This is a genomic window from Micromonospora sp. WMMD980 (assembly GCF_029626035.1).
Classification (GTDB): Bacteria; Actinomycetota; Actinomycetes; order Mycobacteriales; family Micromonosporaceae; genus Micromonospora.
In genome coordinates this window covers 5732722-5746588 of the sequence record NZ_JARUBE010000003.1, presented here as the reverse complement: position 1 = coordinate 5746588, position 13867 = coordinate 5732722, and the positions used below count along the sequence as shown (strand labels likewise).

The following is a 13867-nucleotide window of genomic DNA, read 5'->3' as shown; positions in this document are numbered from 1 at the left end:
TGCCGACCCGATGACCGCATTCCTGGCGCAAACACGAGGCGATATGCGATCTTCCCCTAGTACATGCGCGTCGGTAGAGTGCCTGGCGTGACGGTTTTTCGGATCGGGGAGGCCGCGGAGCTGCTCGGGGTGAGCGCCGACACGGTGCGCCGCTGGGTCGACGCGGGCCGGCTGGCGGCCTCCCGCGACGAGCAGGGCCACCGGGTGGTCGACGGCGTCGAGCTGGCCGGGTTCGTCCGCGAGCAGGCCGGCGAGGCGAACGGCCGGTCCGAGGAGTCGTCGGCGCGCAACCGCCTGCGGGGGATCGTGACCGCGGTCGCCAAGGACACGGTGATGGCCCAGGTGGACATCCAGGCCGGGCCGTTCCGGATCGTCTCGTTGATGAGCCGGGAGGCGGTCGAGGAGTTGGGGCTGCGGGTCGGGTCGGTCGCGTTCGCGGTGATCAAGTCGACCACCGTGGTGGTGGAGCGGTCGGCCCCGACCCACCGGGCACGGGTCGGCGGATGAGCCGGCGCACCCGGGATTCACGAGGAGGAGCACGTGGTGGGTAGACGTCTCGCGCGCGCCGCGCTGGCCGGGGCGACCGCCCTGGCGATGGCGGGGCTGGCCGGCTGCGACACCGGCGGGGCCGGCTCCGCGCCGAGCGGCTCGACCTCCGGGGTGACCGGCTCGGTGACGGTGTTCGCGGCGGCGTCCCTGACCGAGTCGTTCACCACGATCGGCAAGGACTTCGAGGCCGCCAACCCCGGCGTGAAGGTCACGTTCAACTTCGCCGGCAGCTCCACGCTGGCCAACCAGATCAACCAGGGCGCCCCCGCGGACGTGTTCGCCTCCGCCGCGCCGAAGAACATGCAGTCGGTCACCGACGCCGGCAACGCCGACGGCAGCCCCACCACGTTCGTCCGGAACCAGCTCGTCATCGCCGTGGCCAGGGGCAATCCGAAGGGCGTCCGGGCGCTGGCCGACCTCACCAGGCCCGGCCTGAAGGTGGCGCTCTGCGCCGAGCAGGTGCCCTGCGGCGCGGCGGCGACCAAGGCGCTGGCCGCCGCGCGGGTCACGCTCACCCCGGTCACCCTGGAGCAGGACGTCAAGGGCGCGCTGTCCAAGGTGAAGCTCGGCGAGGTGGACGCCGCGCTGGTCTACCGCACCGACGCCCGGGCGGCCGCCGCGGACGTCGACGGCGTGGAATTCCCCGAGTCCGCCGGCGCGATCAACGACTACCCCATCGTGGTGCTGAAGAACGCGCCGAACCGGCCCGCCGCCCGGGCCTTCGTCGCGTACGTGCGCTCCGACCGGGGCACCTCCGTCCTGACCGCCGCCGGCTTCCAGACCCCCTGACCGGCGATGACCTCGACCGGCGCCCGTGACACGGCGGCACCTCCCGAGTCGGGCGGGCCGCCGCGCCGCCGTCGGACGCAACGGGCGCCGGCCGCCCTGCTCGCACCGGCGCTGCTGGGCCTGCTGTTCCTGGTGCTGCCGCTGGCCGGCCTGGTGGTCCGGGCCCCGTGGACCACCCTGCCGCAACGGCTCACCGAACCGGGCGCGTTGACCGCGTTACGGCTGTCGTTGCAGACCGCCACCGCCGCCACCGTCGTGTGCCTGCTGCTGGGCGTACCCCTGGCCTGGTTGCTGGCCCGCGCCCGGTTCCCCGGCCGCCGGCTGGTCCGGGCGCTGGTCACGGTTCCGCTGGTGCTGCCACCCGTGGTCGGCGGGGTGGCGCTGCTGCTGGTGTTCGGCAGGCGGGGGCTGCTCGGGGAGTGGCTGGACGGCACGTTCGGCTTCACGCTGCCGTTCACCACCACCGGCGTGGTCGTCGCGGAGGCGTTCGTCGCCATGCCGTTCCTGGTGATCGCCGTGGAGGGCGCGCTGCGCGGGGCCGACGCCCGCTACGAGGAGGCCGCCGCCACCCTCGGCGCCGGGCGCTGGACCACGTTCACCCACGTCACCCTGCCCCTGGTGGCGCCGGGCGTGGCCGCCGGGGCGGTGCTCTGCTGGGCCCGGGCGCTGGGCGAGTTCGGCGCCACCATCACCTTCGCCGGCAACTATCCCGGCATCACCCAGACCATGCCGCTGGCGGTCTACCAGACCATCGAGGGTGGCGACCTGGACGGCGCGGTGGTGCTCAGCCTGGTCCTGCTGACCGTGTCGGTGGCCATCCTCGCCGGCCTACGGGACAGGTGGATCACCAGCGCATGAGCCCGATCGTGGACGCTCACCTGGTCGTCGGCCGGCCCGCCTTCCGCCTGGACCTGCCCCTGCGGATCGACGCCGGCGAGGTGGTCGCGCTGCTGGGCCCCAACGGCGCCGGCAAGACCACCGCCCTGCGTGCGCTCGCCGGCCTGCAACCGCTGACCGCCGGCCACGTGGCCCTGGCCGGGCGCGACGTCGACCGGCCAGGGCAGCGCCGCTGGACGCCGCCGGAGCACCGGCCGATCGGCGTGGTCTTCCAGGACTACCTGCTCTTTCCGCATCTGAGCGCGCTGGACAACGTCGCCTTCGGGCCGCGACGACACGGCGTCGACAGGCGCGGCGCACGACGTCGGGCCGCGGACTGGCTGGACCGGGTCGGCCTGACCGACCAGGCGCGCAGCCGGCCACGGCAGCTCTCCGGCGGGCAGGCGCAGCGGGTGGCGCTCGCCCGGGCCCTGGCCGTCGACCCGGTGCTGCTGCTGCTCGACGAGCCGCTCGCCGCGCTCGACGCCCGCACCCGGCTCGACACCCGGGCCGAACTGCACCGGCACCTCGACGCCCACGCCGGCGCCGCGCTGCTCGTCACCCACGATCCGTTGGACGCCCTGGTGCTGGCCGACCGGCTCGTCATCATCGAGGACGGCCGGGTGGTGCAGGAGGGCGACGCCGCCACCATCACCGCGCAGCCGCGCACCGACTACGTCGCCCGTCTCGTCGGCCTCAACCTCTACCGCGGCGCCGCCGACGGCCACGCCGTACGCGTCGACGACCGGCTCACCCTGACCGTGGCGGACGCCCTGCACGGCGACGCGTTCGTCGCGTTCCCACCGTCGGCCGTCGCCCTGCACCCGCGCCGGCCGGACGGCAGCCCGCGAAACGCCTGGCCGGCCGTCATCGCCGGGCTGCAACGCCACGGCGACAACCTGCGGGTGCAACTGGACGGCCCGATCGCGGTCGCCGCCGACATCACGCCGGCCGCCGCCAGCCACCTCGACCTGGCCCCGGGCCGGCCGGTCTGGGCCGCCGTGAAGGCCGTCGAGACCCGGGCCTACCCAGCCTGACGGGCCGGCCTCCCCGGGGTGGGGAGACCGGCCCTCGATCCGATTCGCCGGGTGTCAGCGTTGGAGGGTGAGCAGGCCGGGGCGGTAGGGCAGGAGGCCGTAGTCGCCGCCGGAGTTGGGGGAGCGGCCCTGGTAGAGCAGTTGCAGGTTGCAGGGGTCGACGGTGAAGGTCTGGTCGGCGGTGGTGCGGATCAGTTCGCCGTGGCTGATGTCGTTGGTCCAGGTGGCGCCGCTGTTGGCCTTGCCGGCGAAGGGGTTGCTCTCGGTGGCGGCGTTGGGGGTCCACGAGCCGTTCAGGCTGGTGGCGGTGAAGGAGCGGAAGTAGCGGCCCTGGGCGCCGATGGCTTCGACGATCATGAGGTAGCGGGTCTGGCCCTGGAGCTTGTAGACCTGCACGGCTTCGAAGAGGTTGTTGGTGCTGTCGCTCATGACGGTGGTGTAGGTGGAGCCGAAGTTGCCGGGGAAGTTGCCGATCGGCATGCTGGCTCGGTAGATCTTGCCGTTGTCGCCGGCGAAGAAGAGGTACATGTTCTGGCTGTCGGCGATCAGGGTCTGGTCGATGGGGCCGGTGCCGGAGCCGGAGATGCTGCCGGTGAACAGTGGCTGCGCCGAGGACCAGCCGTTGGGGTTGGTCGGGTCGGTGGAGGTCTTGTAGGAGAACGCGGTGCCGCCCCACTGGTAGGCGAGCACCCAGATGTTGCGCGGGGCGAAGTAGAACAGCGTCGGCGCGACGGTGCCCTGGTTCATGGTGTTCTGGCTGGCCGAGGCCATGTCCGACCAGTTGGTGAACGGGCTGAAGTTCATCGAGCCCCACGACGAGCCGAAGTCGTGCGTGGTGGCGTACACCAGGTGTCGGCCGTTGTAGGGCGCGACGGTGAAGTCCTTCAGCGACGCCCAGCCCGACTTGGGCTGCGCCAGCGGGCCGGTCGACGACCACCGGTACGACGAGGGCAGGTTGCAGGTGCCGCCCGGCGGCGGCGTGGTGGGGTTGCCCCCGCCGTCGACGCGGACGAGCTGCCACTGCTGGTTGCTGCCGTTCCAGTCGTCGTACTGGACGATGCTGCCGCCGTCGGCGGTCGACGCGCCCTGCACCTCCACCACCTTGTTGCTGTTCCGGTTGATCAGCCGGACGTAGCCGCTGTCGGAGTCGGCCAGCCGGAACTGCTGGTTGGTTCCGTTGGCGTCGGCCCACTGGACGATGTTGCCGCCGTTGGCGGTGGAGAAGTTGTAGACGTCCAGCACCTTGCCGGAGAGCCGGGACCGCAGGCGGTAGTAGCCGCCGCCCGAGTCGACGAACTGCCACTGCTGCTGGTTGCCGTTGTTGCGCGCCCACTGCACGATCCGCGCGCCGTCGTTGGTGGCCAGGTTGTAGACGTCCAGGGCCTTGCCGCTGTTGCGGTTGACCAGCACGTACCAGGCGCTCGTGTCGACAGTGGCCGCGGCGGCCGGGGACGACAGCACCGCCGTGGCGCCGACGCCGGCCAGCACCGCCGTCACGCCGGTCGCGACCACCCGCGGCAGCCACCCCCGCCGCCGTGCCGGCGGCGAGGTGACCGATGGGGACCTACCGAAGCCAAACATGATCCTCCTCGATGACTGGAGCCCGGACGGCGGCCCATCCGGTTGTTAGCGCTCACAAGATGCCGCGCACTCACGCGTACACGAAATCTCGACAAGGGAGACCTGCCCGGTGAGTCCTCGCCTCGCCCTTGACCATCGAATGTGGGCGATAACATGACGTTCGTCAAGTCGTAACTTTTTCGAATCATCGGTCGGCGGCCGATGATGGCGCTAACATCGACGGCAGCACATGCCACAGTTCCCATGCCCACCGCGGCGCCCCGCCCGGCCACACCGGAAGCGTGGCCGGGCGGGGCGCCGCACCGGCGGGATTGCGACGCCGGTACTCATGCGACCGCGCGGCGGTCAGGCGCAGCGTCGGCCGTTGAGGTCGAACGCGGTGGGTGCCGGGTTGGTGCCGCTCCACGTGCCGTTGAAGCCGATGCTCGTGGACGCTCCGGGGGCCAGCGTGCCGTTCCAGCTCAGGCTCTCCGCGGTCACGCCCACCCCGCTCTGCTTCCAGGTGGCCGACCAGCCCTGACCGACCTTCTGGCCGGTGGTGGGGAAGTCGAACGCGAGCTTCCAGCCGTCGATGGCGGTGGTGCCGGTGTTCTTGATCGTCACGGTCGCGGTGAAGCCGCCCGGCCAACTGTTCGCCGTCCAGCCGACCGCGCAACCGCCGGTCGGGGCGGCCGGTGCGGTCCGCACCGCCAGCCCGGGCGAGGCCGCCGAGGCGTTCCCCGCCGCGTCCCGGGCGGTCACCACGAAGGTGTACGGGGTGTCCGGCGTCAACCCGGTCACCGTGTAGGTGGCGCCGGTGGCGCTGCCCACCTTCACGGTGCCGGCGGCGTCGACCCGGTGCACGTCGTACCCGGTGACGCCGACGTCGTCGGTGGACGGCGCCCAGCTCAGCGCGACGCTGTCGGCGGTGATCGTGCCGGCGGTCGGCCTGCCCGGCGCGGTCGGCGGCTTCGTGTCACCGGGGGTGGTCCCGCGCGGCAGCACCAGGTGGGTGATGGAGTTCGCCGGGAAGGTGGCGGTGAAACCGCCGGCGGTCACCGGCTGGTCGACCTCGCGGACGATCCCGGTGAGGTCGGCTCCGCTGTAGCGGTAGACCTGGGCGGCGCCGGCCGAGGCGCCGGTGAGGGCCACCGGGCTGGTCAGGTCGTCGCCGCTCTTGTTGACCACGACCAGGGTCAACGCCTTGTCGGCGGTGCGTTCGGCCGCGTACACGGCCAGCTTGTCCTGGTCGGCGCTGGTGGCCCGGACGGAGGTCTCGCCGAACGCGCCGCCGGCGCCGTCGTAGTTGCGGTAGATCCGGAAGGCGTCGGCCACCGGCTGGTCGGCGGTCGGCGCGGTCCAGAGGCTGGCCAGGTCGAGACCTTCCCGGCCGAAGATGCCGAGCACGTCGGCCTGGGCGAGCGCGCCGTTGAGCGAGCCGTACCCGCCCCAGCTGTACTCGGTCATCGCGATCTTCGTGCCCGGGTAGTGCTGGTCGGCCAGCTCGCGCATCCGCGGGATGAAGCGGACCGGCTGGTTGATCCAGCTCTCGTCGATGTACGTCGGGTCCCAGAGCTGGCGCGTCGAGCGCAGTCGCAGCGCCTGGGTGGTGGCGTTGCCCGCGCCGGACCCGCTGACGCCGGACTGCTGCGGGTAGAGGTGGACGTCGAAGTAGTCGAGGATCCGGGTGCCGTGCTGCTGCTCGTACTCCCGCATCCGGTCCAGGTACCACGGGCCGAGGTCCTGGCCGCCGTGCGCGGCCTTGTCCGGCGGATTCGACCAGCAGCCGGTGCGGGAGCAGGTGTCCTGGTCCAGCCCGGAGTAGAAGATCGAGTTCAGTCCCCAGCCGACCGGGCCGAGCGTCTTCGCGCCGGGGTCGGCCGCCTTGATCGCCGCGGCGTAGTCGTAGGTGCGGTCACGCAACTCGTCGTAGCCCAGCCCGACCGGTCGGACGTCGCGGTGGGTGGCGTGCCACAGGTCCGGCTCGTTGTCCAGGTTGTAGAACCGGACCCCGCCGGCACCGGCCGCGCCGAACCGGTCCTTCAGGTGGGTGACGAAGTCGCGGACGTACTCCGGCCCGGCCGCCACGCTGGTGTCCTCCGGGTCGTTGCCGGTGATCAGGGTGCCGTCCGGCTTCTTCCCGTTGCCGCAGTCCGGCGCCCACTGGTCGGTGGACTCCTGCGGGCCGTACTTGGCGACGCTGAAGCCGCACGACCGGGCCCGGTCCTTGGCGACCCAGCCGATCATCGGCACGGTCATGATCGTGTCGGTGCCGGTGGCCTTGTTCCGCTGCACGAAGCGGTCGCTCTCCGAGCCGTCGGGCAGGCTGGCCGGGTCCGGGTTGTCGTTCGGGATGTTCTCGAAGTACCAGTCCGAGGCGCGGTTCGTGGTGTCGGTGCGGAAGTTGTAGCGGGTGGTGGCGTTGCCGCCGTAGCGGTGCACCGGTAGCCGCAGCTCCCGGGCGAGGGCCTCGTCGGCGAAGTTCATGCCGTAGACGTACGGGCTGATGGCGTGGCGGCCGGCGGTCACGTCGACGGCCAGCGCCGGGCCGGCCGCCGCCTGGGCGGGTGCCGGCAGGGCCAGGCCACCGAGGGTGGCGGCAAGCACGACCGGGAGCAGTGCTGTGGTGGGACGCACGAGCTCTTCCTTCCTGAGGAAATCGAAGCTCGCCGTTGGGAGCGCTGCCACAGCCTGCCCTGATTCCCCGGCCGCGTCAACACGTCGGCGGCCGACGGGGATCAGTGCCGCAGCGTCCGGCCGGGTGTCTCGCCGTACTCCTCGCGGTAGCGCTCGGCGAAGCGGGAGGGGTCGGCGAAGCCCCAGCGGTGCGCGATCGACGTGACGGTCCCGTCGTCGCCGGCCGTGACCCGAGTCAGGTCCTCCCGCGCCTTGTCGAGACGGACCCGGTGCAGATAGGCCAGCGGGGTGATGTGTCGCCGGGCCCGTAGCGGGCGGTGTCCCGACCCCGCGAGTAGTCCACCCGGCCGGCCTTGACGGTGCCGATGAGCACCTGGTCGCCGCCCTCCATCCGGAAGTCGAGGTCCGCCGCGACCCGCACCGCGCTCAGGTTGACGTCGCCGAACTCCAGACGGTCGAAGCCGACCCACATGCCGCCGTCGACCGCGTCGCCGACCCGCAGGTGCGAGTCGTACAGCCGGCCGATGAACTCGCGTGCCTCGTCCGGCTCCGACGACACGAACCGGATGTGCGGGGGAGGCTCGGCCGGACCGGTCACGGATCCCGCCATCAGTCCTCCTTGCCGGCGTCACACCTTGCTGGCCCCGTGTGCAGTCCAGCCTAGGCGACGAACCCTTCAAGGCAGATGTCTCGAACATCGTGTCTGCCCGGATCGGAAAACGCATACGCCCTCGCAACATCCCGGCGTCTTGGCTGAGGGGGAAGGCGACCGCGACCACATCGACCGGAAGGAGCACGAGCATGGGCAGGGATCCGACAGCCGGCGTCAGCTTCGTCAGGTGGGGCAGACCGGCCGGGTCGACATGATCCTGGGCAAGGGCGGCTCCCGCCGTACACCGGCCACGGTGCTCGTCGTGCTCGCCGCCCTCGGCCTGGCCGCCGCGGTGTTCGTCGTGCGCCGACCGCTGCTGATGGCCGCCCCGGCCTGCCGGGCCGGCCGGTGGCACGGCTGCTTCGACACCGAGAACGGCGTCGTGCTCATGACGCTGGTCGGGCTGCCGCTGGCCGCGCTCGCGGTGTGGGCGCTGGCCCGTCGCAGTCGGGCCGCCGGCGCCACCTCGCCGTGGCGGTCGTCGCTGGCCGAGGTGGGGATGGTCTACGGCACGGTGCCGTTCGTCTGGATGACGCTGATGCCGGGACCCGGCGCGGGTGTCGTTCCAGGTCGGGTGAGCCTGGCCCCGCTGCGCGACCTGGTCACCATGGGACCGCTCGGGATCGGCGGCAACCTGCTGGTCCTCGCGGCGCTGGGGTTCTTCGCGCCGATGCGGTTCGCGGCTCTGGCGTCCGTGCCACGGCTGCTCGCGCTCGGGGCGGGCTGCTCGGCGGTGGTCGAGACCCTGCAGTGGGTGCTGCGCCTGGACCGGGTCTCGTCCGTGGACGACGTGCTGGTCAACGCGGTCGGTGCCGCGCTGTTCGGGCTCGCGTCGCGCCGCTGGTGGCGGACCGGGACGCCGGCGCCGGAGCGACCGCGGCCGGTGCCGGCCGGGGCAGACTGAGTCGCATGCGGGTACTGGTCGTGGAGGACGAGCCCTACCTGGCCGAGGCCGTCCGGGACGGTCTGCGGCTGGCGGCGATCGCCGCCGACATCGCCGGCGACGGGCACACCGCCCTGGAACTGCTCGGCGTGAACGCGTACGACCTGGCGGTGCTCGACCGGGACATCCCCGGGCCCTCCGGCGACGAGGTCGCCCGGCACATCGTGGCCTCCGGCAGCGGCATCCCCATCCTCATGCTCACCGCCGCCGACCGGATCGACGACAAGGCATCCGGGTTCGAGCTGGGCGCCGACGACTATCTCACCAAGCCGTTCGAGCTGCGCGAACTCGTCCTGCGGCTGAGAGCGCTGGACCGCCGGCGCGGGCACGCCCGGCCTCCGGTGCGCCGGATCGCGGGCCTCCGGCTCGATCCCTTCCGGCGCGAGGTCTTCCGCGACGGGCGCCACGTCGCGCTCACCCGCAAACAGTTCGCCGTGCTGGAGGTCCTGGTCGCCGCGGAGGGCGGGGTGGTGGGCGCCGAGGAACTGCTGGAACGGGCCTGGGACGCGCACGCCGACCCGTTCACCAACGCGGTGCGCATCACGGTCTCCGCGCTGCGCAAGCGGCTCGGCGAACCCTGGGTCATCGCCACCGTGCCCGGCGTCGGCTACCGCATCCAGACGCCGGCGACCGGGGACGAGCGTGGCTAGGAGACCGGGGTTGAGCGTGCGCGCCAAGCTCACCCTCAGCTATGCCGGGTTCCTCGTGCTGGCCGGCGCCCTGCTGCTCACCGCCGTCTGGGTGTTCCTGCTGCGGTACGTCCCCGACCGGGCCATGCTCATCGTCCCCGGCTCCGCCGACACGCTCACCCCCGGCGTCTTCCCGGTCCGGTCCAACCTGCTGCGCGTCTTCGCGCCGAGGGCGGCCGAGACGCTGGCGTTCCTGCTGGCGTTCGGGCTCCTCGGCGGCTGGATCCTCGCCGGCCGGATGCTCGCCCCGCTGACCCGGATCACGGAGGCGGCCCGGACCGCCGGGACCGGATCGCTGTCCCGACGGATCCGGATGCCCGGTCGGCGGGACGAGTTCCGGGAACTCTCCGACGCGTTCGACACGATGCTCGACCAGCTCGAGTCGCACGTCGCCGAGCAGCGGCGGTTCGCCGCGAACGCCTCGCACGAGCTGCGTACCCCGCTGGCGATCTCGCGGACGCTGCTCGACGTCGCCCGCGAGGACCCGACGCGGGACCGCGACGAACTCGTCGCGCGCCTGCACGAGGTCAACCGGCGGGCGATCGACCTCACCGAGGCGCTTCTGCTGCTCGGTCGCGGCGACCGCGGGGTCGCCACCCGCGAGCGGGTCGACCTCTCCCTGCTCGCCGAGGAGGCCACCGAGACGCTGCTCCCCGTCGCCGAGCAGCGCCGGGTCGCCCTCGACGTCACCGGCGGCCCGGCCCTGACCAGCGGCTCCGCGGAGCTGCTGCTGCGGATGGTGGCCAACCTCGTGCAGAACGCCGTCGTCCACAACCGGTCCGAAGGTGGCACGGTGACGGTGCACACCGCGGCGTCCGGCGACAGCGCCGTGCTGCGGGTGGCGAACACCGGGCCCTCGCTCCGACCGGACCTGGTGCCGACGCTCACCGAGCCGTTCCGGCGAGGCACCACACGGGTACGCGCCGACGGGCACGCGGGCGCCGGCCTCGGCCTGGCCATCGTGCGCAGCGTCGTCCACGCCCACGGCGGTACGCTCGATCTGGCGTGCGGTCGGGCCGGCGGGCTCGTCGTCACGGTGCGGCTGCCCGGCCCGACCTGACGACCCGCCGCCGGGGACCACGCCGAGCAGATCCTCCGGCGTGCAAGGCGGGGCCCCCTCTTAACGCCTCCGGTAGAGAGGGGTCCCCTTCTCACCCGAGGTCGGCGCTCCGTCGGGAGACCGAGTCGGAAGCCGTTCCGTGGACCGATCCGGCAGGCGCGCCGCGTCCGTAGCGTCGGGAACCATGAGGCGAACATCGACGGCCGTGCTGGCCGCCCTGGCGATCATGATCCTGCCGCCGCCGCCGTCCGCCCGGGCCGCGCCGGGTGGCTGCGCCGGGCTGACCCGGCTGCCCGGCGTGGAGTCCGCGGTGGCGGACGCCGACTACTGCGACGTGCGGGGCACGCTGCCGCCGCACGAGAGATACGAGATCAAGCTGCCGCTGCGCAACTGGACCGGGCAGTACGTCCAGCAGGGTTGCAGCGGCCTCTGCGGCGCGGTGCCCGACCTGACCCTGCCGCTGTTCGGATTCCGGTGCGCGCCCGCGGTGGACAAGCGGATCGTGCTGGCCGCCTCCGACAGCGGGCACACCGGCGCCGACCTCGGCGACGGCAACTGGGGGGCGCACGACCTGGCGGCCCGGATCGACTTCGGACTGACCTCGGAGCACAAGCTCAGGGTGTTCGCCGACGTGGTGACCGGAGCGTTCTACGGCCACGGACCGGCCTACCGCTACTTCGACGGCTGCTCCACGGGCGGCCGGCAGGGCCTGAACCTCGCCGAGCGGTTCCCAACCGATTTCGACGGCGTCCTGGCCGGCGCGCCCGCGCACAACCTGGCGCCGCTCGCCTTGGCCAACGCCTGGCTGGCGCGGAAGAACAAGGGTGACATCCTCCCCGCGGCGAAGCTGCCGGTGCTGCACGCCGCCGTGCAACGGGCCTGCGGCGAGCTGATCGAGGATCCTCGGACCTGCGGCTTCCAGCCCGCGTCCATCCGGTGCCCGGGCGCCGACCGGCCCGACTGCCTGACCGGCGAGCAGGTCGCGGTGGCGGTCGCGGCCTACCGCGGGCCGTCGGACGCGCGGCGCCGCAACCTCTACAACGGCGGATTCGCGTACGGGTCGGAACTGAGCTGGAACGGCTCGTTCGTCGGGCCGGACCCGTTCGCGGCGAGGATCGCGTTGGCGTACTTCAGGAACCTGGCGTACCCGAAGAACCCGCCGGCCGACTTCACCCTGGACGACGTCACCTTCACCGAGGCTACCTTCGACCGGCTCCAGGTCCTCGGCGACGCCGTCTACAACGCGACGTCACCCGACCTGTCCACGTTCCGCGCGCACGGCGGCAAGCTGATCGTCTACCACGGCTGGGCCGACGCGCAGATCTCGCCGTTCTCGACGCTCGACTGGTACGCCGCGGTCGAGCGGCACGCGGGCGGGTTCGCGGCGAGTCAGCGGTTCTCCCGGCTCTACATGATCCCGGGCGGGTACCACTGTCTGTTCGGGCCGGAGGTGGACCGGCCCAGCGAGGTCGGCGTTCCCGAGTTCCTGACGCCGCTGATGTCCTGGGTGGAGCGGGGCGAGGCGCCCGACGCGATCGACGTGCCCACGATCACCTCGACCGACCCGCCCGACCTGGTGCGCTTCCGCACCGTCGACCCGTCGGACGCGCTGTCCCCACCGCCGGCCGCGCCGGGCAGCCTGAACGCGAACTACCACTACCTCGGGGGCTGACCCGCACCCCCGGGCCTCGGGCCCGTCGGCGCTGTCCGACAAATTTAAGTCGGTCTACCCCTGGACCTTTACTGTTAACACTCTTAATAATAGGGCCTCGGCTCCGTTCCGATCCGGAAGGCCCACCCCATGCGCCGCCCCGCCCTCCTCGTCCTGGCCGCCGTGCTCGCCGCCGGTGGCACCTCCGTCCATCTGGCGTCGTCCGCCGCCGCGGCCGCCGCCTGCTACCCCGCCTGGTCGTCGTCCACCGTCTACGTCGGTGGCGGCCAGGCTTCCTACCAGGGCGTCAACTACCAGGCCAAGTGGTGGACCCAGAACGACAACCCGGCCACGCACAGCGGCCAGTGGGACGTCTGGGCCAACCAGGGCACCTGCGGCGGCACCACGCCGCCGACCACGCCACCACCGACCACGACGCCGCCCACCACGCGACCCCCGACCACCCCGCCGCCCACGACCACCCCGCCAGCCACCACGCCGCCACCGACCGGCAACGGTCAACTGCCGAAGCACTTCCTCACCGGCTACTGGCAGAACTTCGACAACCCGGCCCGGGAGATCCGGCTCCGCGACGTCCCGGCCCGCTACGACCTGGTGGCGGTCGCGTTCGCCGATGCGACGAGCACACCCGGCGCGGTGTCCTTCAGCATCGACGCGGGCCTGAGCGCCTCGCTCGGCGGCTACACCGACACCGACTTCAAGAACGACATCGCCACCCTGCACGCCCGCGGCAAGAAGGTCGTCATCTCGGTCGGCGGCGAGCGCGGCACCATCTCGGTCGCCAGTGCCAGCGCCGCGACCAACTTCGCCAACTCGATAGTCAACCTCATCGGAACCTACGGGTTCGACGGCGTCGACATCGACCTGGAGAACGGCCTCAACGCGACCTACATGGGTCAGGCGCTGCGCGACATCCGCAACCGGACGAGCGCCAACCTGATCATCACGATGGCACCGCAGACCATCGACATGCAGAGCACCGGCGCCCAGTATTTCCAACTCGCCCTCGCCATCAAGGACATCCTGACCGTCGTCCACACGCAGTTCTACAACTCCGGCGCGATGCTCGGCTGCGACAACAACGCCGCGTACAGCCAGGGATCGGTCAACTTCATCGTGGCGGTCGCCTGCATCCAGCTCGAGAACGGGCTCCGGCCGGACCAGGTCTCCCTGGGACTGCCGGCCGCGCCGAGCGCCGCCGGTGGCGGCTACGTCAACCCGACGGTGGTCAACCAAGCCCTCGACTGCCTCGCCACCGGCACCAACTGCGGCTCCGTCAGGCCGCCGCGCACCTACCCCGGCATCCGTGGCGCCATGACCTGGTCGATCAACTGGGACGTCACCAACGGCAACGGCTTCGCCGACACCATCCGCCCCCACCTCGACACCCTGCCCTGAAACCC

12 protein-coding genes are annotated in these 13867 nt (G+C 72.2%); 9 read left to right on the top strand and 3 right to left on the bottom strand.

Annotated elements, in window-relative coordinates; all coding sequences use genetic code 11:
• Window positions 1-87: 87 nt before the first annotated feature.
• The 4 genes from O7618_RS27130 (at window position 88) to O7618_RS27115 (ending at window position 3251) form a co-directional block, all read left to right on the top strand.
• Window positions 88-507 carry a TOBE domain-containing protein gene (locus O7618_RS27130; protein ID WP_278108974.1) on the top strand — a complete coding sequence of 140 codons (420 nt, stop codon included), beginning with the start codon at window positions 88-90 and terminating at the stop codon, window positions 505-507.
• Window positions 508-594: 87 nt separating this feature from the next.
• The gene (modA, locus tag O7618_RS27125) at window positions 595-1338 is read left to right on the top strand and encodes a molybdate ABC transporter substrate-binding protein (RefSeq protein ID WP_278110163.1); all 744 of its coding nucleotides are present in this window, start codon (window positions 595-597) and stop codon (window positions 1336-1338) included.
• A gap of 6 nt (window positions 1339-1344) precedes the next feature.
• A complete protein-coding gene (locus tag O7618_RS27120) occupies window positions 1345-2196 on the top strand; it encodes an ABC transporter permease (RefSeq protein WP_278108973.1) in 852 nt (283 codons plus the stop codon).
• A complete protein-coding gene (locus tag O7618_RS27115; protein ID WP_278108972.1) occupies window positions 2193-3251 on the top strand; it encodes an ABC transporter ATP-binding protein in 1059 nt (352 codons plus the stop codon). The genes O7618_RS27120 and O7618_RS27115 overlap by 4 nt, the downstream gene beginning before the upstream one ends.
• A 54-nt stretch (window positions 3252-3305) precedes the next feature.
• On the opposite strand, the gene O7618_RS27110 is transcribed toward O7618_RS27115, so the two are convergent.
• From O7618_RS27110 to O7618_RS27100, 3 genes are all read right to left on the bottom strand, one after another.
• Window positions 3306-4832: a non-reducing end alpha-L-arabinofuranosidase family hydrolase gene (locus O7618_RS27110; RefSeq protein ID WP_278108971.1), complete on the bottom strand. Its 1527-nt coding sequence runs from the start codon at window positions 4830-4832 to the stop codon at window positions 3306-3308.
• A 345-nt stretch (window positions 4833-5177) separates the two neighbouring features.
• On the bottom strand, window positions 5178-7448 hold the full coding sequence (locus O7618_RS27105) for a glycoside hydrolase family 44 protein (protein ID WP_278108970.1): 2271 nt from the start codon (window positions 7446-7448) through the stop codon (window positions 5178-5180).
• Window positions 7449-7683: 235 nt separating this feature from the next.
• Entirely contained in the window at window positions 7684-8058 is a 375-nt protein-coding gene (locus O7618_RS27100) for a hypothetical protein (protein ID WP_278108969.1), read from the bottom strand.
• 139 nt (window positions 8059-8197) lie between these two features.
• Here O7618_RS27100 and O7618_RS27095 point away from each other — a divergent pair, with 139 nt between their 5' ends.
• The 5 genes from O7618_RS27095 (at window position 8198) to O7618_RS27075 (ending at window position 13862) form a co-directional block, all read left to right on the top strand.
• Complete coding sequence (locus O7618_RS27095) at window positions 8198-9004, top strand: VanZ family protein (protein ID WP_278108968.1); 807 nt, start codon at window positions 8198-8200, stop codon at window positions 9002-9004.
• Between the two features lie 5 nt (window positions 9005-9009).
• Window positions 9010-9693: a response regulator transcription factor gene (locus tag O7618_RS27090; protein ID WP_278108967.1), complete on the top strand. Its 684-nt coding sequence runs from the start codon at window positions 9010-9012 to the stop codon at window positions 9691-9693.
• Between the two features lie 16 nt (window positions 9694-9709).
• Window positions 9710-10792 carry a HAMP domain-containing sensor histidine kinase gene (locus tag O7618_RS27085; protein WP_278110162.1) on the top strand — a complete coding sequence of 361 codons (1083 nt, stop codon included), beginning with the start codon at window positions 9710-9712 and terminating at the stop codon, window positions 10790-10792.
• A gap of 184 nt (window positions 10793-10976) precedes the next feature.
• Window positions 10977-12464, top strand: coding sequence for a tannase/feruloyl esterase family alpha/beta hydrolase (locus tag O7618_RS27080; protein WP_278108966.1), 1488 nt, complete (start codon window positions 10977-10979; stop codon window positions 12462-12464).
• Window positions 12465-12593: 129 nt separating this feature from the next.
• Entirely contained in the window at window positions 12594-13862 is a 1269-nt protein-coding gene (locus O7618_RS27075) for a glycosyl hydrolase family 18 protein (protein WP_278108964.1), read from the top strand.
• Window positions 13863-13867: the final 5 nt, after the last annotated feature.

Bases quoted from the DNA above. Each gene is read 5' to 3' on its own strand.
- modA (WP_278110163.1), top strand. From the start codon at position 595: ATGGCGGGGCTGGCCGGCTGCGACACCGGCGGGGCCGGCTCCGCGCCG.
- O7618_RS27120 (WP_278108973.1), top strand. From the start codon at position 1,345: ATGACCTCGACCGGCGCCCGTGACACGGCGGCACCTCCCGAGTCGGGC.
- O7618_RS27115 (WP_278108972.1), top strand. From the start codon at position 2,193: ATGAGCCCGATCGTGGACGCTCACCTGGTCGTCGGCCGGCCCGCCTTC.
- O7618_RS27110 (WP_278108971.1), bottom strand. From the start codon at position 4,832: ATGTTTGGCTTCGGTAGGTCCCCATCGGTCACCTCGCCGCCGGCACGG.
- O7618_RS27100 (WP_278108969.1), bottom strand. From the start codon at position 8,058: ATGGCGGGATCCGTGACCGGTCCGGCCGAGCCTCCCCCGCACATCCGG.
- O7618_RS27090 (WP_278108967.1), top strand. From the start codon at position 9,010: ATGCGGGTACTGGTCGTGGAGGACGAGCCCTACCTGGCCGAGGCCGTC.
- O7618_RS27080 (WP_278108966.1), top strand. From the start codon at position 10,977: ATGAGGCGAACATCGACGGCCGTGCTGGCCGCCCTGGCGATCATGATC.
- O7618_RS27075 (WP_278108964.1), top strand. From the start codon at position 12,594: ATGCGCCGCCCCGCCCTCCTCGTCCTGGCCGCCGTGCTCGCCGCCGGT.